General features: G+C 73.1%; 14 protein-coding genes and 2 pseudogenes. 12 read left to right on the forward strand and 4 right to left on the reverse strand.

The annotated features are described in order from the left end of the window. The first annotated feature begins 115 nt into the window (after positions 1 to 115). From cmk to AGRA3207_RS35170, 3 genes and pseudogenes are all read left to right on the forward strand, one after another. Complete coding sequence (gene cmk, locus AGRA3207_RS35160; protein ID WP_231331560.1) at positions 116 to 778, forward strand: (d)CMP kinase; 663 nt, start codon at positions 116 to 118, stop codon at positions 776 to 778. A gap of 10 nt (positions 779 to 788) precedes the next feature. Beyond that, a pseudogene (gene der / locus AGRA3207_RS35165) lies at positions 789 to 2,183 on the forward strand (ribosome biogenesis GTPase Der); the annotation flags it as partial. A gap of 82 nt (positions 2,184 to 2,265) precedes the next feature. Further along, positions 2,266 to 2,469 (forward strand): hypothetical protein, encoded by a 204-nt coding sequence (locus tag AGRA3207_RS35170; protein ID WP_231331562.1) that lies wholly within the window; start codon positions 2,266 to 2,268, stop codon positions 2,467 to 2,469. Between the two features lie 15 nt (positions 2,470 to 2,484). Here the strand turns inward: AGRA3207_RS35170 and AGRA3207_RS35175 are convergent, their stop codons facing one another. Together AGRA3207_RS35175 and AGRA3207_RS35180 are read right to left on the reverse strand one after the other, a co-directional pair. Further along, the gene (locus AGRA3207_RS35175) at positions 2,485 to 3,090 is read right to left on the reverse strand and encodes a hypothetical protein (RefSeq protein ID WP_231331563.1); all 606 of its coding nucleotides are present in this window, start codon (positions 3,088 to 3,090) and stop codon (positions 2,485 to 2,487) included. Between the two features lie 223 nt (positions 3,091 to 3,313). Next, positions 3,314 to 3,742, reverse strand: coding sequence for a PPOX class F420-dependent oxidoreductase (locus AGRA3207_RS35180; protein ID WP_231331564.1), 429 nt, complete (start codon positions 3,740 to 3,742; stop codon positions 3,314 to 3,316). A 208-nt stretch (positions 3,743 to 3,950) separates the two neighbouring features. Between AGRA3207_RS35180 and AGRA3207_RS35185 the strand changes: the two genes are divergently transcribed. From AGRA3207_RS35185 to soxR, 7 genes and pseudogenes are all read left to right on the forward strand, one after another. Then, positions 3,951 to 4,358 (forward strand): TOBE domain-containing protein, encoded by a 408-nt coding sequence (locus AGRA3207_RS35185; protein ID WP_231331565.1) that lies wholly within the window; start codon positions 3,951 to 3,953, stop codon positions 4,356 to 4,358. Positions 4,359 to 4,381: 23 nt separating this feature from the next. Next, on the forward strand, positions 4,382 to 5,155 hold the full coding sequence (gene modA, locus AGRA3207_RS35190; protein WP_231331566.1) for a molybdate ABC transporter substrate-binding protein: 774 nt from the start codon (positions 4,382 to 4,384) through the stop codon (positions 5,153 to 5,155). 43 nt (positions 5,156 to 5,198) lie between these two features. Beyond that, positions 5,199 to 5,999: a molybdate ABC transporter permease subunit gene (gene modB, locus AGRA3207_RS35195; protein WP_231331568.1), complete on the forward strand. Its 801-nt coding sequence runs from the start codon at positions 5,199 to 5,201 to the stop codon at positions 5,997 to 5,999. Continuing rightward, positions 5,996 to 7,048 carry an ABC transporter ATP-binding protein gene (locus AGRA3207_RS35200; RefSeq protein WP_231331570.1) on the forward strand — a complete coding sequence of 351 codons (1,053 nt, stop codon included), beginning with the start codon at positions 5,996 to 5,998 and terminating at the stop codon, positions 7,046 to 7,048. Before modB ends, AGRA3207_RS35200 begins: the two co-directional genes overlap by 4 nt. Before the next feature lie 176 nt (positions 7,049 to 7,224). Continuing rightward, positions 7,225 to 9,042, forward strand: a complete 1,818-nt coding sequence (locus AGRA3207_RS35205) for a phosphoenolpyruvate carboxykinase (GTP) (RefSeq protein WP_231331572.1) — start codon at positions 7,225 to 7,227, stop codon at positions 9,040 to 9,042. A gap of 108 nt (positions 9,043 to 9,150) precedes the next feature. After that, a complete protein-coding gene (locus AGRA3207_RS35210; RefSeq protein ID WP_231331573.1) occupies positions 9,151 to 9,732 on the forward strand; it encodes an HdeD family acid-resistance protein in 582 nt (193 codons plus the stop codon). Positions 9,733 to 9,828: 96 nt separating this feature from the next. After that, positions 9,829 to 10,284 (forward strand): annotated as a pseudogene (gene soxR, locus AGRA3207_RS35215) (redox-sensitive transcriptional activator SoxR); the annotation flags it as partial. A gap of 233 nt (positions 10,285 to 10,517) precedes the next feature. Here the strand turns inward: soxR and AGRA3207_RS35220 are convergent. After that, positions 10,518 to 12,911 (reverse strand): glycoside hydrolase family 65 protein, encoded by a 2,394-nt coding sequence (locus AGRA3207_RS35220; RefSeq protein ID WP_231331574.1) that lies wholly within the window; start codon positions 12,909 to 12,911, stop codon positions 10,518 to 10,520. After that, positions 12,908 to 13,657 (reverse strand): beta-phosphoglucomutase family hydrolase, encoded by a 750-nt coding sequence (locus AGRA3207_RS35225; protein WP_231336496.1) that lies wholly within the window; start codon positions 13,655 to 13,657, stop codon positions 12,908 to 12,910. Before AGRA3207_RS35225 ends, AGRA3207_RS35220 begins: the two co-directional genes overlap by 4 nt. A gap of 154 nt (positions 13,658 to 13,811) precedes the next feature. On the opposite strand from AGRA3207_RS35225, the gene gndA reads away from it, so the two are divergent. Together gndA and AGRA3207_RS35235 are read left to right on the forward strand one after the other, a co-directional pair. Continuing rightward, positions 13,812 to 15,236 (forward strand): NADP-dependent phosphogluconate dehydrogenase, encoded by a 1,425-nt coding sequence (gene gndA / locus AGRA3207_RS35230; RefSeq protein WP_231331576.1) that lies wholly within the window; start codon positions 13,812 to 13,814, stop codon positions 15,234 to 15,236. A gap of 117 nt (positions 15,237 to 15,353) precedes the next feature. Next, the gene (locus AGRA3207_RS35235) at positions 15,354 to 19,517 is read left to right on the forward strand and encodes a wHTH domain-containing protein (protein ID WP_231331578.1); all 4,164 of its coding nucleotides are present in this window, start codon (positions 15,354 to 15,356) and stop codon (positions 19,515 to 19,517) included. The last annotated feature ends 43 nt before the right edge of the window (positions 19,518 to 19,560 follow it).

A 19,560-nucleotide genomic window follows, 5' to 3' on the forward strand; every position in this document is an offset into this window, starting at 1 on the left:
GGGGGCCGGTAGCCTGGTGCGCTGGGACCCGTACGGGGGACACGTACGCACCGCAGCCGCTTCGCCCGCCGCCCACGCCGGCGGGCACTCCGACGCCCGAGGAAAGGGAGCGATCGTGCCGCTCGTCATCGCCATGGACGGCCCGTCAGGTTCGGGGAAGTCCAGCGCGTCCAAGGGCGTCGCCGCCGCGCTCGGCCTGCGCTACCTCGACACCGGCGCCATGTACCGCGCGATGACGTGGTGGATGCTGCACAACGGCGTGCCCGTCGAGGACCCCGGCGCCGTCGCGGCCCGCGCCCTCGAACCCGCGCTGGAGTCCGGCACCGACCCCGCCGCGCCGACGATCACGGTGGACGGCGAGGACGTGTCCGGCCCGATCCGCTCCCGCGAGGTCACCAACGCGGTGAGCGCGGTCAGCTCCGTCCCGGCGGTCCGGGCGCGCCTCGTCGCGCTGCAGCGTGAGATCATCGGCATCGGGGGGATCGTGGTGGAGGGCCGCGACATCGGCACCGTCGTCGCGCCGGACGCCCAGGTCAAGGTGTACCTGACCGCCAGCGAGGAGGTCCGCGCCCGGCGCCGCGCGCAGGACCCGGCCGCCGACCCCGGCGCGTCGGTGACCCTCACCCGGGCCGAGCAGGCGCGGCGGGACCGGCTGGACTCCACCCGCGCCGCGTCGCCGCTGGCCAAGGCGGCGGACGCGCACGAGATCGACTCGACCGGGCTCGGGCTCGGCGAGGTCATCGAGGCGGTCGTCCGCCTCGCGAAAGAGACGGGATGAGCCCCGCGGGGTACACGGAATGACTGAATACGAGATCGAGACGGCGGAGGCCGCCGGCGACGTCGCCGAGGACGCGGGTCCCGCGCCGGTCGTGGCGGTGGTCGGGCGCCCGAACGTCGGCAAGTCCACCCTGGTCAACCGGATCCTCGGCCGCCGCGAGGCGGTCGTGGAGGACGTGCCCGGCGTCACCCGGGACCGCGTCGCCTACGACGCGACCTGGTCCGGGCGGCGGTTCACGGTGGTGGACACCGGCGGCTGGCTGCCCGACGCGTCCGGCCTGGCCGCGGCCATCGCCGAGCAGGCCCGGCTGGCGGTCGAGCTGGCCGACGTCGTGATGTTCGTGGTCGACGCCACCGTCGGGGCGACGGACGTGGACGAGGCCGTGGTGGAGATCCTGCGCCGCTCCGGCAAGCCGGTGGTGCTGGTCGCCAACAAGGTCGACGACGTGGGCGCCGAGGCGGACGCGGCGCTGCTGTGGTCGCTCGGCATCGGCGAGCCGCACCCGGTCAGCGCCCTGCACGGGCGCGGCAGCGGCGACCTGCTCGACGCGGTGCTGGACGCGCTGCCCGAGGAGGCCCCGGCCGAGACGTTCGACGAGCCGGGCGGCCCGCGGCGGGTCGCGCTGCTGGGCCGGCCGAACGTCGGCAAGTCCAGCCTGCTGAACAAGCTGGCGGGGGAGAACCGGGCCGTGGTGGACGCGGTGGCCGGCACGACCCGCGACCCGGTCGACGAGATGATCGAGCTGGGCGGGCGGACGTGGCGGTTCATCGACACCGCCGGGATCCGGCGCCGGCACCGGGAGAACCAGGGCGCGGACTTCTACGCGACACTGCGGACGCGGTCGGCGCTGGAGCGGGCCGAGGTCGCGGTCGTCCTCGTCGACGCCGACGAGCCGCTCGCCGAGCAGGACCTGCGGATCATCACGATGGTGGTCGAGTCCGGGCGGGCCCTCGTCGTCGCCTACAACAAGTGGGACCTGCTGGACGAGGAGCGCCGCCACTACCTGGAGCGCGAGATCGACCGGCAGCTGCACAACGCGCGCTGGGCGCCGCGGGTGAACATCTCCGCCAAGACCGGGCGGCACATGGAGAAGCTGGTGCCCGGGATCGAGACGGCGCTGGAGGGGTGGAGCACCCGCGTCCCGACGTCCAAGCTCAACCAGTTCTTCGCCGACCTCGTCAACTCCCATCCGCATCCGGTGCGCGGCGGCAAGCAGCCGCGTGTGCTGTTCGCGACGCAGGCGGGCGTGCGTCCGCCGCGGTTCGTGCTGTTCACGTCCGGGTTCCTGGAGGAGGGCTACCGGCGGTTCATCGAGCGGCGGCTGCGGGAGGAGTTCGGCTTCGAGGGGACGCCCCTCGACATCGCGATGAAGATCCGCGAGAAGCGCGGCAAGCCCAAGAGGTAGCCGCACGATGTAAGCTGCCCCTTACCCGGTGTCGCGGTGACGGGGCCCGGGCCGTCCCAGGGCGCGGGCCGAGGGGTGCGACGTGAAGCTTCTGCTGCTCATCGCCTGTGCCGTCGTCTGCGTGGTGCTGGGCTTCGCCTGGAAGCAGCCGTGGATCGGCGGCGCGGGGCTCCTGGTCGCCTTCATCGCCATGTTCACCGACGGTGACGAGGTGTCCGTGGCCGACGAGAAGGACGCCTGCGAGACGTCCACGAGCGTCCGCAACATGCGCGACCGCGACCGCTGACCTGGGGCCTTACCGTTACCGGCCTTGGTCGCCCGCGGTGCCGCTCTGCGGGGCCCCGTACAGGGGCGGGGCGGACGGCGGGTTCTGGCGCGCGTAACGCCCGTACACCGGCGGCGGCGCCGATCCGGACTCGCCGGGCAGGTCGTCGTCGTCCCCGCCTGCGGTCTCCCGCACGCCGACGACCGTGAACCGGCCGAGCGCGAGCGCGGCGAGGAAGACGATGACCACGCCGAGGGCGGTGAACCCTGCGAGCTGCTCGGCGACCCGGCGTCCCTCCTCGGTGCCGAGCGGGGAGCCGACGCCTGGCACGTCCCACAGCGCGGCCACCGGGCCGCCGACCGCGAACCAGGCGCCGCCGAGCGCCGCCAGCCACGCGCCGCACATCGCGAGCACGCGGTTGGCGGAGAACAGCACGATCAGGCCGCCGAGGACCGTCGCCGCGCCGGGCGCGGCGCTGAGCTGGAGCCGGTCGGTGTCGTAGACCCAGGGGTCGTCCGGGGCGAATCCGAAGTCCAGGTAGGGCCCGGCGAACGGCAGCAGGCCGCCCCACAGGCCCAGCAGGACCAGCAGGACGCCGCTGACGCCGCCCCGGCTGCGCGGTACCCGCATGGTCCCCGTCATGATCGCTCCTCCAGCCCGGGTGAGGTGATCCTGTCCGGTCACCCCTACCCGGGCCGGACCGCTCCAAGCGCGGGCGCCGCGCCCGGAACGGCGGCTCAGTGGCGGCCCGGCGGCGGCCCGGCGGCGGCCCGGCGGCGGCCCGGCGGCGGCCCGGCGGCGGCCCGGCGGCGGCCCGGCGGCGGCCCGGCGGCGGCCCGGCGGCGGCCCGGCGGCGGCTCGGCGGTCAGGCGACCGTCCGGGACAGCTGGTCCGGATGCGCGGGGTCGATGTGCCAGCTGATCACGCGGACCGGGTGGACGCGGATCAGGTCGTCGCTGAAGAAGCCCTCGCCGATGTGCATCCGGCCCTTGACGAGCTCCGCGCGCCCGCGGACCTCCACGCCGCGCCCCCATCCGGGCCTGAGCGCGTCCGGGTCGTCCGCCGCGGTCATGTCGTCGACGAGGAACGACACCCGCGGGTCGTCTTGCACGTTGCGGTACTTGCGGCTGGCGGCGTTGGCGGGTCCGCCGATGTCGATCGTGCCGTCGCCGTTCAGCCGGTAGCCGACCGGCCGGACGTGCGGGCCGCCCGGGCCGATGGTCGACAGCCGCCCGAGGGCGTTCCCCGCCAGGTAGGCGCGCTCCGCCGCCGTGAACGGGTCCGTCGCGGTCATGGTCGTTCTCCTTCCGCGGTCTTCATGGGGACGGCGCCGACGCTAGGACCTCAAGCAGACTTCAGGTCAAATCTCGCACCCGCGGGCCCGATCTGGCGCTCCCAGCCCGCCGTTCGTCGCATCTGCCAGAGTTCTTGTATGGGTTGGCTCGTATTTCCTTTGGTTTGTACGAATATGCCTGGCATGTGCGAGCGGCTAGGATCAACCGATGACGACGTTCAGCATCGGTGAGGCGGCCGCGCTGCTCGGCGTGAGCGCGGACACCGTCCGGCGCTGGGTGGACGGCGGGCGCCTCCCGGCCGCGCGCGACGGGAACGGCCACCGGCGCGTGCCGGGGGAGGATCTCGCCGCGTTCGTGCGGGACCAGGCGCGGCGGGGCACCGAGCCCGAGCCCGGCGAGCGGTTCTCCTCGGCGCGCAACCGGCTGCGGGGCATCGTCACCGAGGTCGTCCGGGACGGGGTCATGGCCCAGGTGGAGATCCAGGCGGGCCCCTTCCGCGTCGTCTCGCTGATGAGCCGGGAGGCCGCGGACGACCTCGGGCTGCACCCCGGCGTCGTCGCCGAGGCCGTCGTGAAGTCCACCAACGTCGTCGTCGAACTGGCCGACCCGGGCTGACCCCCGGCCCCTCTGGAGGAACCGTGCCCAAGCGCACCCCGGCCGCCGCCGCCACGGCGGCCCTGCTGCTCGTGATCGTGACGGGCTGCGGCGACACCGGCGGCTCGTCCGCCTCGTCGGGGGGCGGGACGCTGACGGTGTTCGCCGCGGCCTCGCTCACGGAGACCTTCACCTCCCTCGGCAAGGACTTCGAGGCCGCGCATCCGGGGGTGAAGGTCAGGTTCAACTTCGGCGGCAGCTCGTCCCTGGCCCGGCAGATCACGCAGGGCGCGCCCGCCGACGTGTTCGCCGCCGCCAGCCCCGCCACCATGAAGACGGTGACGGACGCCGGGGACGCCGCCGGCCCGCCCCAGGTCTTCACCAGGAACCGCCTGGTCATCGCCGTCCCGGCGAAGGACCCGGGCAAGGTCGGCGCGATCACCGATCTGTCCCGCCCCGGGCTGAAGATCGTGCTGTGCGCCGAGCAGGTGCCCTGCGGCGCCGCCGCGAAGAAGGCCCTGGGCGCCGCCGGGGTCACGGTGAAGCCCGCGTCGCAGGAGCAGGACGTGAGGGCCGTGCTGACCAAGGTCCGCCTTGGTGAGGCCGACGCCGGGCTCGTCTACCGCACCGACGCGAAGGCCGCCGGGACGCAGGTGAAGGGCATCGAGTTCCCGGAGTCGGCCAAGGCGATCAACGACTATCCGATCGCCCGCGTCGCGAAGGCGCCGAGGCCCGCGCTGGCGAAGGAGTTCATCGCGCTGGTCCTCGGCGCGCAGGGGAGGGACGCCTTGGCCCGCGCGGGGTTCGAGGCGCCGTGACCCCGGCCGCGAGCGCACGGCGGGCCGTGCGGTGGGACGTGCGGTGAGCCCTCCCGTGAACCCGTCCGCGCGCCCGCCCTGGATCCTGCTGCTGCCCGCCCTCGCCGGGCTCGCGTTCCTGGTGCTGCCGCTGGCCGGGCTGCTCATCCGCGCGCCGTGGCCGACGCTCGGCACCCGGCTGGGCGAGGGGCCGGTCCTGGAGGCGCTGCGGCTGTCGCTGCTCACCGCCACCCTCGCCACCGGGCTGTGCGTGCTGCTCGGGGTGCCGCTGGCCTGGGTGCTGGCCCGCGTGCCGTTCCCCGGCGTCCGCCTCGTCCGGGCCCTGGTCACCGTGCCTCTCGTGCTGCCGCCGGTCGTCGGCGGCGTGGCCCTGCTGCTGGTGCTCGGCCGGCGCGGGCTGGCCGGGCGGTGGCTGGACGAGGCGTTCGGGATCACGCTGCCGTTCACCACGGCCGGGGTCGTCCTCGCGGAGACGTTCGTGGCGATGCCGTTCCTGGTGATCAGCGTCGAGGGGGCGCTGCGGGCCGCCGATCCGCGCTATGAGGAGGCGGCAGCGACGCTCGGCGCCTCCCGCTGGACGATCTTCCGGCGGGTCACGCTGCCGCTCGTCGCGCCCGGCATCGCCGCGGGCGCCGTGCTCTGCTGGGCCCGGGCCCTGGGGGAGTTCGGCGCGACGATCACGTTCGCGGGCAACTTCCCCGGCCGCACGCAGACCATGCCGCTGGCGGTCTACCTGGCGCTGGAGACCGACCCGCAGGCCGCGATCGTGCTGAGCCTGGTGCTGCTCGCCGTCTCGGTGCTGGTGCTCGCCGCTCTCAGGGACCGGTGGGTGAGCGCGCCGTGACGTCGCCCGCCGGCCTCGACGCGCGGCTCGTCGTGCGGCGGGGCGCGTTCGACCTCGACCTCGCCCTGACCGTCGCGCCCGGCGAGGTCGTCGGGCTGCTCGGCCCCAACGGCGCGGGCAAGAGCACCGCCCTGCGCGCCCTCGCGGGCCTCGTCCCGATGGCGGGCGGGCACCTGACCGTCGACGGGACAGACCTGCGCCCGCTCCCGCCCGAGCGCCGGGCCGTCGGCATGGTGTTCCAGGACTACCTGCTGTTCCCCCACCTCAGCGCCCTGGAGAACGTCGCGTTCGGGCCGCGTTCCCAGGGCGAGGGCCGCCGCGCCGCGCGCCGCGGCGCCGCAGGGTGGCTGGAACGGGTCGGGCTCGCCGCCCACGCCGGCGCCCGGCCCGCGCAGCTGTCGGGCGGGCAGGCACAGCGCGTCGCGCTGGCCCGCGCGCTGGCCGTCCGGCCCCGGCTGCTCCTGCTGGACGAGCCGCTCGCCGCGCTCGACGCCCACACCCGGCTGGAGATCCGCGCCGCGCTCCGCCGTCACCTCGCCGGCTTCTCCGGCGCGGCCGTCCTCGTCACCCACGACCCCCTGGACGCGATGGTGCTCGCCGACCGGATCGTCGTCCTGGAAGGGGGACGGCTCGTCCAGGAGGGGGTGCCCGCCGAGGTGGCGCGGCGGCCCCGGACCGACTACGTCGCGCGGCTCATGGGCCTGAACCTCTACCGGGGCCGCGCGGACGCGGGAACGGTCCTGATCGGCGACGGGACCGCCAGCATCGACACTGTGGACTCACTCGAAGGTGATGTATTCCTGGCGTTCGCGCCATCCTCGGTGGCGCTGTACCGGACCCGTCCCGACGGCAGCCCCCGCAACCTCTGGCGCTCCCGCGTCGCCGCCGTCGAGCAGCAGGGGCACCGCGTGCGGGTGCAGCTCTCGGCGCCGCCGTTCGCCGCGGTCGCGGAGGTGACCCCGGCGGCCGTCGCGGAACTCGGCCTGTCCGAGGGCAGCGTCGTATGGGCGGCCGTGAAGGCCACCGAGACTCACGTTTACCCAGCTTGAGGGCGTGCATACCGGGTGGCGGCCCTCCATCGCCACGGTGTCCGTGCCTTCGTGATATCAGTCACAAAACCGGGCGAGAAGGCCCAAAAGCGACGGGATTGGTCCAGACCAAATGGCAAAAACAGCCGGTCTTGTTCATCATGCAAAGATCCTGCGAACCGCTGAAGGAGTAGCCCGTGTCCCACCAGGTCCCCGGCCTTGACCAGGCCCCAACCGGTCACACCGAACTGATTGACTGGGTCCGCGGGATCGCCGAGCTGGCCCGGCCCGACCGCGTCGAGTGGTGCGACGGCTCGGACGAGGAGTGGGAGCGCCTGACCGGCCTGCTCGTCGAGCAGGGCACCTTCACGCGGCTCGACCCGGCCAAACGGCCCAACAGCTTCTACGCCGCCTCCGACCCCACCGACGTCGCGCGGGTGGAGGACCGGACGTTCATCTGCTCCGAGCGCGAGGCCGACGCGGGCCCCACCAACAACTGGATCGCGCCCGCCGAGATGCGGCAGACCCTCGACGGGCTGTTCGACGGCTGTATGAAGGGCCGCACCATGTACGTGGTGCCGTTCTGCATGGGCCCGCTCGGCGGCCCGATCTCCCAGCTCGGCGTCGAGATCACCGACTCCGCCTACGTCGCGGTCTCGATGAGGATCATGACCCGGATGGGCACCGGCGCGCTGCGCCTGATCGAGGAGCGCGGCTCGTTCGTCAAGGCCGTCCACTCCGTCGGCGCGCCGCTGGAGCCCGGCCAGGCCGACGTCGCATGGCCCTGCAACTCCACCAAGTACATCACGCACTTCCCCGAGACCCGCGAGATCTGGTCCTACGGGTCCGGCTACGGCGGCAACGCGCTGCTGGGCAAGAAGTGCTACGCGCTGCGCATCGCCTCGACGATGGCCCGCGACGAGGGCTGGATGGCCGAGCACATGCTCGTCCTGAAGCTCACCCCGCCCACCGGTGAGACCCGCTACGTCGCGGCGGCCTTCCCGTCGGCGTGCGGCAAGACCAACCTCGCCATGCTGGAGCCGACCATCCCGGGCTGGAAGGTCGAGACGATCGGCGACGACATCGCCTGGATGCGGTTCGGGGACGACGGCCGCCTCTACGCGATCAACCCCGAGGCCGGGTTCTTCGGCGTCGCGCCCGGAACCGGCGCGAGCACCAACGCCAACGCCGTGAAGACCCTGTGGGGCAACAGCATCTTCACCAACGTCGCGCTCACCGACGACGGCGACGTGTGGTGGGAGGGCCTCACCGACGAGCCGCCCGCGCACCTGACGGACTGGAAGGGCAACGACTGGACGCCCGGCTCCGATACCCCGGCCGCCCACCCCAACGCGCGCTTCACCACCCCCGCCGGCCAGTGCCCGATCATCGCCGACGAGTGGGAGGACCCGAAGGGCGTGCCGATCTCGGCGATCCTGTTCGGCGGCCGCCGCGCCTCGGCCGTCCCGCTGGTCACCGAGTCCTTCGACTGGCAGCAGGGCGTGTTCCTCGGCGCCAACGTCGCGTCCGAGAAGACCGCCGCCGCCGAGGGCAAGGTCGGCGAGCTGCGCCGCGACCCGTTCGCCATGCTGCCGTTCTGCGGCTACAACATGGGCGACTACTTCGGCCACTGGCTGGAGATCGGCAAGGCCACCGACGCCGAGCGGCTTCCGCGGATCTACTACGTCAACTGGTTCCGCAAGAACGCCGACGGCGCGTTCATCTGGCCCGGCTTCGGCGAGAACAGCCGCGTCCTGAAGTGGATCGTGGAGCGGCTCAACGGGCAGGCCGACGCCGTCAAGTCCCCGATCGGGCACCTGCCGACGCGGGCGGCGCTCGACACCGAGGGCCTGGACATCGACGACGCCGACCTCGACACCCTCCTGTCGGTCGACACCGAGGTCTGGAGGCAGGAGGCCGCTTTGGTCCCCGAGCACTTCGAGACCTTCGGCGACCACCTGCCCAAGGCGCTGTGGGACGAGTACCACGGCCTGGTCCGGCGCCTGGAGGAGTAGAGGCCCGCAAGTCGTCCGTCACGCGCCCGCCGGCCCTGCCCCGGCGGGCGCGCCGCCGTGTGAGGGGCCGAAATCGGGGAAGGGCCCTTTGAACGGGGGGAGGCAGACATGTTCGAACTGATGACCCGCCATTGGTGGGTCCTCGCCCTGCGGGGCGCATTCGCGATCTTGTTCGGTGTCGTCGCCTGGGTCTGGCCCGACATCACCGTGTGGGCGCTGGTGGTGCTGTTCGGCGCCTACGCACTCGTGGACGGGGTGTTCGCGCTGGCCGCGGCGTTCCGCGGGACGCGCGGGCAGCCCCGGGGGCTGCTCGTGCTGTCCGGCGTCGCCGGGATCGCGCTCGGCATCGCGGCGATGGCGTGGCCGGGGGTCACGGCGTTCGTCCTGCTGATGCTGATCGCCGCCTGGGCGGTCGCGACCGGCGTGATGGAGATCATCGCCGCGTTCGCGCTGCGCAAGGAGATCCAGGGCGAGTGGGGGTACGCGCTCACCGGCGTGGTCTCGGTCGTGTTCGGGATCCTGCTGTTCGCCTGGCCGGCGTCGGGCGCGGTCGCCATCGTCTGGCTGATCGGCCTGTGCTCGATCGTGTTCGGAGCCGTCATGGTCGGGGCGGCGTTCCGGCTGCGCAAGCTGGGCAGGGACGCGCGGGCCGGGCACGGTGTGGGCGGCGCGCGGCCGGCGGCGTACTAGCGGCGCCCCGGGCGGCGTCCAGGCGGCGTCCGGACGGCGTTCCAGCGGCCCGCCGGCGAACCTCGACCGAGGTTGAGCCCGCATAGGATGCGGGGCATGACACGGCTGGAGCACCGGGTACACGAACTGACCGTCGGGCAGCTCGCCGAGCGGAGCGGCGTGGCCGTCTCGGCGCTGCACTTCTACGAGGCCAAGGGCCTGATCAGCAGCCGCCGCACCGCGGGCAACCAGCGGCGCTTCGCCCGCGACGCCCTGCGCCGGGTGTCGTTCATCAAGGTGTCCCAGCGGGTCGGGATCCCGCTGAGCGACATCAAGAACGCCCTCGCCACCCTCCCCGAGGAGCGCACCCCGACCGTGGCGGACTGGGCGCGCCTGTCGGAGGCGTGGCGCACCGACCTGGACGCCCGCATCTCCCAGCTCGAACGGCTCCGCGACGACCTCACAGAATGCATCGGCTGCGGCTGCCTGTCCATCAGCAAGTGCGCGCTCGCCAACCCCTACGACCGGCTCGGCGACGAGGGACCGGGGCCGCGCCGGCTCGTCGTCCCCGGCGGGCCGTGCGGCCACGGCGACGACGCCGCCGGGCCCCGCCCCGCACAGGACTCCGGTCACGGCACCGGCGGCGAGGGCGGCGGCACGCCGGTCGGGACGCCGGCCGTCCAGGACGGCCTGCCGGACGGCTGTGCCCCGGCCTGCACCCCCGAGGGGTAGCGGCGGCGCTGCGACGTCCGGCCCATGGCGCGATGGCCGGGGCCGCCGTGAGAGACGGGCCCCGGCCTGCGTGCTCAGGCCCGGCGCGCGTCGCGGCCGTGCGGGTCGACGCGGCGGGGCGCGGGCTCCCGCCCGGCCGGCTGCGCCGGGGCGGGACGGGACGGCACCGGCTCGATGGGCAGCTCGGCGGGCTCGTCGGCGAGCGTGACCTCCTCGCCGTGATGCCAGAGCTTGAGGCCGGGCCCGTCGAGCAGCTCGTAGCGGGCGGACTCCGCGGTCACCTCGACCCGCAGCCGGTTGCCCCGGTACCGCATCCGGAACGCCAGCCGGCTGATGCCGCCGCACAGCCGCGGCGCGAACCGCAGTGTCCCGTCCCGCGCGCGCATCCCGCCGAATCCCGCCACGAGACCGCTCCATCCGCCCGCCATCGACGCGATGTGCAGGCCGTCGCGGGTGTTGTGGTTGAGGTCGTGCAGGTCGAGCAGGGCCGTCTCGCCCAGATAGTCGTGCGCCAGGTCCAGGTATCCCGCCTCCGCGGCGACGACGGCCTGCGTCTGCGCCGACAGCGAGGAGTCCCGGACGGTCAGGCCCTCGTAGTACTCGAAGTCCCGGGCCTTCTGCTCCGGCGTGAACGCCTCCCCGCACAGGTGGAGCGCGAGGACGAGGTCGGCCTGCTTCACGACCTGCTTGCGGTACAGGTCGAAATAGGGGTAGTTCAGCAGCAGCGGATAGCGGTCGGGCTTGGTCGCCGCGAAGTCCCAGCGCGCGTGGTTGGTGAAGTTCTCGCTCTGCGAATGGACACCCAGCCGCTCGTCGTAGGGGATCAGCATGGCCGCCGCCGCGTCCCGCCAGGACGCGGCCTCCTCCGTCGTCACCCCCAGCCTGTCGGCGAGGTCGGGATGGCGCATCGCCATCTCGGCGGCCGACTCCAGGTTCCGGCGCGCCATGAGGTTGGTGTAGACGTTGTTGTCCGCGATGGCGCTGTACTCGTCGGGGCCGGTGACCCCGTCGATGCGGAACACGCCGCCGACGTCGTGGTGGCCGAGGCTGCGCCACAGGCGCGCGGTCTCCACGACCGTCTCCAGCCCGATCTCCCGCTCGAACCGCTCGTCCTCGGTCGCGTCCACGTAGCGGACGACGGCGTCGGCGATGTCGGCGTTGACGTGGAAGGCGGCGGTCCCCGCCGGCCAGTATCCCGAGCACTCGTGGCCCCGGATCGTCCGCCAGGGGAACGTCGCGCCCCGCAGGCCGAGCTGGGCGGCGCGCTCGCGCGCCAGCGGCAGGGTCATGTGCCGCCAGGCGAGCGCGTCGGCGGCGGCGCCGGGGGAGGTGTACGTCAGGACGGGCAAGACGAACGTCTCGGTGTCCCAGAAGGTGTGCCCGTCGTAGCCGGGGCCGGTCAGGCCCTTGGCCGGGATCATCCGGCGTTCTGCGCGCGCGCCCGCCTGCAGGATGTGGAACAGCCCGAACCGGACCGCCTGCTGGATCTCGGCGTCGCCGTCCACCTCGACGTCCGCGCCGCACCAGAAGTCGTCGAGGTAGGTGCGCTGCTCTTCCAGCAGGCCGTCCCATCCCGTCTGCCGCGCGCCCGCCAGCGCCCCGACCACCTGGTCGTGCAGCGCGGGCCGGGACCGCTGGCTCGACCACCCGTACGCCAGGAACTTGATGATCCGCAGCCGCTGTCCCGGCTCCAGCCGCGTCGCGACCGTCAGCCGCCCGACGTCCGGTGAGCTCTCGGTCTCGACGGCCATCGACCCCGGGCCCTCGACGTGGTGCGACATGCCCGCCGCCATCCGCAGGCCGCTCTTGCGCGTGCGGTGCAGCAGCAGCACCTTCGTCCCGTTGGCGACGTGCTCCTCGCCGACGAGCGGGCTCTCCAGGATCGCCGACGCGCGCGGATCCTTGCCGCCCCCCGGCAGCGCCTCGTTGGCCACCAGCTCCGACTGCGCGACGACCCGGGCCGCCGCGTCCACCGGCTCGACGTCGTAGCAGATCGCCGCGACCGCCCGCTGCGTCAGCGACACCATCCGCACCGAGGTGACCTTGATCCGCCGGTCGGCCGGGGACGTCCACTCCACGTGGCGGGTGAGCGTGCCCGCCCGCAGGTCCAGGATCCGCTCGTGATGGTGGACGCGGCCGTAGCGCACGTCGAACGGCTCGTCGTCCACCAGCAGCCGGATCACCTTGCCGTTGGTGACGTTGATCACCGTCTGGCCGGACTCGGGGTAGCCGTAGGCGGCCTCGGCCTGCGGCAGCGGCCGCTGCTCGTAGAAGGAGTTGAGGTAGGTGCCCGGAAGCCCGTGCGGCTCGCCCTCGTCCAGGTTGCCGCGGATGCCGAGGTGCCCGTTCGACAGGGCGAACACCGACTCGCTCTGCGCCAGCCGGTCCAGCCGCAGCTCGGGCTCCCGCACGCACCACGGCTCCACCAGGTACACCGGGCGGTCGGCTTGCCCCTCGCTCTGTGTCACTCGCCCTCCAGCAGTTCGGACAGGTCGGCCACCACCACGTCCGCGCCGTGTTCGGACAGCGCCGCCGCGTGCGCCGCGTCCACCCGGTTGACGCCCACCACGAAGGCGAACCCTCCCGCGCGTCCCGCCTCGACGCCCGCGAGCGCGTCCTCGAACACCACGGCCCGTTCGGCGGGGACCCCAACCTCGCGCGCGCCGGCGAGGAACATGTCCGGGGCGGGCTTGCCGGGGAGGTTCCGCTCCGCCGCCACCACGCCGTCCACACGGGCGTCGAACAGGCCGGTGATGCCCGCCGTCTCCAGTACCTGGACGGTGTTGGCGCTGGACGACACCACGGCCGTCTTCAGCCCCGCCTTGCGGACTTCGCGGACATAGTCCACCGATCCGTCGAAGACGGTGACGCCCTTCTCCTTGATGAACCGCAGGACGAGGGCGTTCTTGCGGTTGCCGAGCCCCCGCACCGTCTCCTTCCCCGGAGGGTCGTCCGGGCTCCCCTCGGGAAGGCCGATGCCGCGGGACTGGAGGAACGACCGCGTGCCGTCCTCGCGTTTCTTGCCGTCGACGTAGGAGCCGTAGTCCTTGACGGGATCGAACGGGACGAACGGCTCGCCCGTCCGCTCCGATCCCTCGCGCAGGAAGCCGTCGAACATCTCCTTCCACGCGGCGGCGTGCACGGCCGCCGTGTCGGTCAGCACCCCGTCGAGATCGAAGAGACACGCCTGCGCATCGTCGGGCAGTCCCAGCATCCGCACCCCCTGAAATGTCAGTATCGGACGAGTCGTCGCGTGATCCCGTTCCCGCCTGGAACAACGCCATGCGCGGGACGGTCGCGCTCGAACGGGGGACGGGTCCCCCGCGTACCACCCTTGGCCAGGTTCGCACAACAGGAGGAGAGAGCCAATGGAGAAGGCGCGCATAGGCGTCACCGGTCTGGCCGTGATGGGCCGGAACCTGGCCCGCAACCTCGCCCGGCACGGTCATCCCGTGGCCGTCCACAACCGCACCCCCGCCCGGACCAAGGCCCTGGTGGAGGAGTTCGGGCACGAGGGCGCCTTCCTGCCCGCCGAGACGGCCGAGGCGTTCGTCGCCTCCCTCGAACGTCCCCGCCGCCTGGTCATGATGGTCAAGGCGGGCGCCCCCACCGACGCGGTCATCGACGAGTTCGCGCCCCTCCTGGAGCCCGGCGACATGATCGTCGACGGCGGCAACGCGCACTTCGCCGACACCCGCCGCCGCGAGGCGGCCCTGCGCGAGCGCGGCGTCCACTTCGTCGGCGCCGGGATCTCGGGCGGCGAAGAGGGCGCGCTGCACGGCCCCAGCATCATGCCGGGCGGTTCCGCGGAGTCCTACGACGCCCTCGGCCCGCTGCTGGAGGACATCTCCGCCAAGGTCGGCGGCATCCCCTGCTGCGCCCACGTCGGCCCGGACGGCGCCGGCCACTTCGTCAAGATGGTGCACAACGGCATCGAGTACTCGGACATGCAGCTGATCGCCGAGTCCTACGACCTCCTGCGGTACGCCGCGGACCTCACCCCCGCCGAGATCGCCGAGGTGTTCCGCACCTGGAACACCGGGCGGCTGGAGTCCTACCTCATCGAGATCACCGCCGAGGTCCTCGCGCACACCGACGCCGCCACCGGGCGGCCGTTCGTGGACGTCGTCCTCGACCAGGCCGAGCAGAAGGGCACCGGCCGCTGGACGGTCCAGACCGCCCTCGACCTCGGCGTCCCCGTCGGCGGCATCGCCGAGGCGGTGTTCGCCCGCTCGGTCTCCGGCCACGCGGCGCTGCGCGACGCGTCCCGGAACCTCCCCGGTCCGCCCCGCGCCCGCGTCGCCGACCCCACCTTCGCCGACGCCGTCGAGAAGGCCCTCTACGCCTCGAAGATCGTCGCCTACGCGCAGGGCTTCCACGAGATCCAGGCGGGCAGCGCCGAGTACGGCTGGGACATCGACTCCGGTGCGATGGCCACGATCTGGCGCGGCGGCTGCATCATCCGCGCCCGCTTCCTGGACCGCATCCGCGCCGCCTACGAGGCCGACCCCCACACCCCCACCCTGCTCACGGACGACCACTTCTCCGAGGCCGTCGGCGACGCCCAGGGCGCCTGGCGCGACGTCGTCGCGACCGCCGCCCGGCTCGGCATCCCGGCGCCCGGCTTCTCCACCGCCCTGGCCTACTACGACTCCCTGCGCGCCGTCCGCCTGCCCGCCGCCCTCACCCAGGGCCAGCGCGACTTCTTCGGCGCCCACACCTACCGCCGCGTGGACCGCGAGGGCTCCTTCCACACCCTCTGGGGCGGCGACCGCACCGAAGTGGAGTCCTGACGCCGCTGCAAGAAGGACGCCCCGTGCCCCGCTCCCCGGGCCCGCGTTGACGGATTCGGGTGGTCTGCCGCCTATCGGAGGTGTAGAGAGGTTCCCGGGCGGCAACGGGGAGGCGGCGTGGGGCGCGGGCAGCGGATCGACCGGACGAACTGGCCCGGTGACGGCCCGCACCGCCGCCTCCTGGAACTCCTCGACCGCGTCCACCGCGACAACGGCCAGAAGAGCCGCCGCGACATCGGCGCGCAGATGCACATCGAGTCGGCGTCCTACATCAACGACTGGCTGCGCGGCCTGCGGCTCCCGGTCGACGGGCGGCAGCTCGAACACCTCGTCCGGGCCATGGACGGCGGCGACGGCGACGTCCGCGCCGCCGTCCGCCTGTACGAGGAGGCGAGGTCGGCCAGGGCCGAGCCGTCCCCGCACCCGTGGACGGCCCAGGCCGAAGGGCACGCCGCCTGGACGCTGGTCGACGAACGGCGCGACGCCTCGCCCTTCCGGGGGGCGGCGGCCGCGCTCGCCGAACGCCTCGGGGTGCTCTGCTCCGAGGCCGAGGCGGACCTCGACGACGATCCCTGGCTCGACACCGGTCTCGCCGGCCGCTTCACCAAGTGGACCGACTGGCTGCTGCGGACCACCTTCGCCGGCTCCCTGAGCGATCTCTCACCGGCCGAGGCCGCGCTGCTGGCGCTGGTGCCGCCGCTGCACCACGCCCATCTGGCCCGGACGCTCGCCGGGCTCCGCGAGGTCGGCCCGCTCGACCTCGGCACCGGCCTGGGCGACGGCCCCCGCCGGGAGTACGAGTCCTTCCTCGGCGGGCAGCGGGAGATGGTCGACCGGGCCCGGGCCCGCACCCTGCCCGACCGCGACACCGCCGCCACCGAGATCGGTTGGTGGCTGTTCCGCCGCTGGGCCACGCGCTTCCCGCCCTCCTACCGGCTGGGCGCCGTCCGGGACCTCCTGGACGACGCGGGCGTCCCCGACCCGCGGATGCGCGACGGGATCCTGGACGCCAAGACGGTCCAGAGGTTCCTCGCCACGCTGCGGCTCGACCTGTCCGAGCTGGGCGACACCGGACGCAAGAACGCGCCGCAGTTCGAGGCCGTGCTGTTCGCGGGTGAGCCGCATGAGCAGCGCGTCAGGGAACTGCTGATCGGCCAGGTCCTCACGGTCTCCCACGCCCTGACGCTCGATCTCGCCCGGCTCCCCGACGTCGTCGCCCGGCACCTGGGCATCCCGCATCCGGTCACGCTGCCCGAGCTGCGGGCGACCGTCCTGGACCGGGCGAACTGGGTGCGCCGATTGGACTGCCTGGTCCTGAGCGCCGAATGCCGCCACCCCGCGGAACTCGAAGGGCTGCGCCAGTACGCGGTCCAAGTGGACGCCCTCCTGCACACCGTCCGGCAGGGCCGCGGTGACCATCCGACCCTGAACGTGCTCGCGGACCTGCCCGCCCGGGCGTCGGCCGAGGGCGTCGAAGCCGCCACCGACGACGACGGCCGCGCGCTCTTCCAGCGGGTCAGCCGGTTCCGGCTCGACGAGCGACGCGTCCAGGAACTGCTGATGGGGGAGCAGCTCTACCAGGACCGCGGCCTGGCCATCCGCGAGCTGTACCAGAACGCGCTGGACGCCTGCCGCTACCGCCGCGCCCGTCTCGCCTACCGGGGCCAAGGCGACTGGCAGGACGACTGGAGGGGCCGCATCCTCCTCACCCAGGGAGTGGACGCCAACGGCCGCGCCTACCTGGAATGCCTCGACAACGGGATCGGCATGACGGAGACCGTCCTCACCGACGTCTTCTCCCAGGCGGGCACCCGCTTCACCCACACCGCGGAATTCCTGGTCGAGTCGGCCGAATGGAGGAGCTCCGACCCGCCGATCCCGTTCCACGCCAACAGCCGCTTCGGCATCGGCGTCCTGAGCTACTTCATGATCGCGGACGAGATCGAGGTCGTCACCCGGCCGCTCGACCGCGGCAACCGCCCCCATCCGACCCTCAAGGTATCGATCTTCGGGCCGGGCCACCTGTTCCGGATCGAGCATCTCCCCGCCGACCGGCCCGCCGGGACGCGCGTGAGGCTCTACCTCCGCGAAGGGGAGGACGCGCCGTCCTGCGTGGACGAACTGCGCCGCCTGCTGGGCATCGCCGAGTTCGAGACCAGGGCCAGGCGCGAGGACCAGGACGAGCACTGGGAACCGGGCGTGCTCAAGCCGCGTGTCCGCCCGTCATGGCAGGAGGACGGGCTCGACGCCCACGGCAGGCTCGTCCACTGGCGGGACGCGGACGGCGGCCAGGTCGTCTGGTGCGAGAAGGGCGGCGGGCTGCTGGTCGACGGGATCTACGCCCGTCCCGCCCTGCGCCGCGGCGTCCTCGCCGGGATCGGCGACGGGGATCTGCGCGGCGCGGTCGTCAATCTCACCGGCGCGTCCGCGCCCGCGCGGCTGTCCGTGGACCGCCGGACGGTGCTGTCCGACGCCTCCGGCACGGTCGAGCGGCTGCTCGCGGCGGCGGCCGGTGAGCTCATGACCTCGGGGACGGAGCTTCTGGACGTCGGCTGGGTCAGCGCGGTGGGGGCGGCGAACCCGCGCCTGGCCGACCTCGTCACGGAGAAGGCCGCCGAGGCCGGCCGCCCGTTCGCCGACGGAGACGGAAAGATCGATGTCGCGAGCACCGGATGCTTCCTGCAGGACACCCACCTCCTGGGTGTGAAAGAGGAGGGCATCGGCGGGGCCGCGGTGGCGCCCGACCTTGCGACGTGGGACTTCGGTGTGCACATCGATGATCACCTTTTGCTCTGGAGGCTCATCGCGCGCGGGGCGCAGGAGGAACTCGCCGCCTTGGGGGCCGTTGAAACCGGGGCCGTCCGGCCCGCCCTTCCCTCCGACGTCCTCCTGCTGGCATTCAATAACGAATTCATCAATTCCCCGCAGGGGCTTTCCATCACCGAATGGGGCTGGGCCTTCGACGACGTCACCACCTACCCCGGCCATATGTCCTGGATCGCGATGCTGACGGGGACCTCGCCGAGGGAGGCGGCTCAGCGTGCGCTGGACCTGGGCCTCGACGTCGACCCGGCACGCTTCTCGGCCGACCCCGAGGTCGACGGCAGGGATCTCGCTCTTCTCAGCACGCAACGCACGGGTCGGCCCATGTGGTGGAGGAGCACCGATGTAGTCCCTCTGTTCCATCTGGCTGCCCTCTCCCTCCAATACGGCATCCCGGTGCCAGAGCTCAAAACGAGACTGAGGTCCTATGGGCATCTCCTGCCGGCCGAGGACGTCCCGTCGCGAAAGGTGTCCCCGCAGGACCTGCGGCTGCTGAGCTGGTCGGTGGACCCCGAACTCCCCATCGAAAGCCGGGAGTTCCCTCTTCCGGCGTCGCATGCCGTCCAATGCGCATGGGAGTTGGGGCTTCCGACAGCCGATGTCTGCGCCCGCCTGTCGGAGTTCGGTTTCCGTGTGGACGGCAGCGCGCTTCCGGCCCGCCCTTCCGCCGAGGACCGCACGCTCTTCAACTGGCAGCTCGCCTTTGAAGAGAAGGAGATCGACCCTGCCCTGCCACTCGCGCCCGGTCATCTCGTGCGGGCGGCTCTCGATTTGCGGGTGCCGGTCACGGAGGTCGCGGCCCGCCTGGCCGCTTACGGCGTGCCGGTGCCCGACGGGCTGCCGGAGCGCGTCGAAGAGCCTGATCTGCAGGTGCTCAGGCGTTACGGGGCCCTGCTCGGGTCCTGCTGGCCCGTCGGCGCGCGGATCCGCCTGCCTGAGCTGCTCTTCACCAGCGGGAAGGCGCGGCTGGCGCCGGAGGCGGTGGCGGCGCGGCTCACCGAGTACGGGATGGACGTCCCTTCCGGAGACCTTCCGGCCGCGATCGACGACCCGACACTGCGCCTGATGACGGACAACTACGGGCGCAGCATGAGGCTGCTCGACGTCGACGCCCCCGTGCCGCGCAGGCACCTCGTCCAGGCGTCTGTGGAACTCGGCATCGGCCCCCGGGAGGCCGCCGGGCGGCTGGCGTCCCTCGGATTCACCCTGCCGGAAGGCGACATACCGGAGGTCGCGGACCCCGCCGACCTCGTGCTGCTCCGGTACGTCAGGCATAAGAGCGCCTTCTGGCTGGAGTCCTATTTCCCGGTTCCGCTCCTCCATCTGCTGCGGGTCTCGCGGAAACTGGGGATCGGCGTGCAGGAGGCGGCGGCTCGGCTGCGGTGGCTGGGGATGAAGGTCCCCGACGTCGAGGAGAGGGTCGCGGAGGGGCTGCGGAGGGTGCCCCGGCTCCCGTAGCGGGTGTGCGCCAGGTGTGCGCGAGCGTGCCGTCGTAGGCAGG

This window comes from Actinomadura graeca, from assembly GCF_019175365.1.
Classification (GTDB): Bacteria; Actinomycetota; Actinomycetes; order Streptosporangiales; family Streptosporangiaceae; genus Spirillospora; species Spirillospora graeca.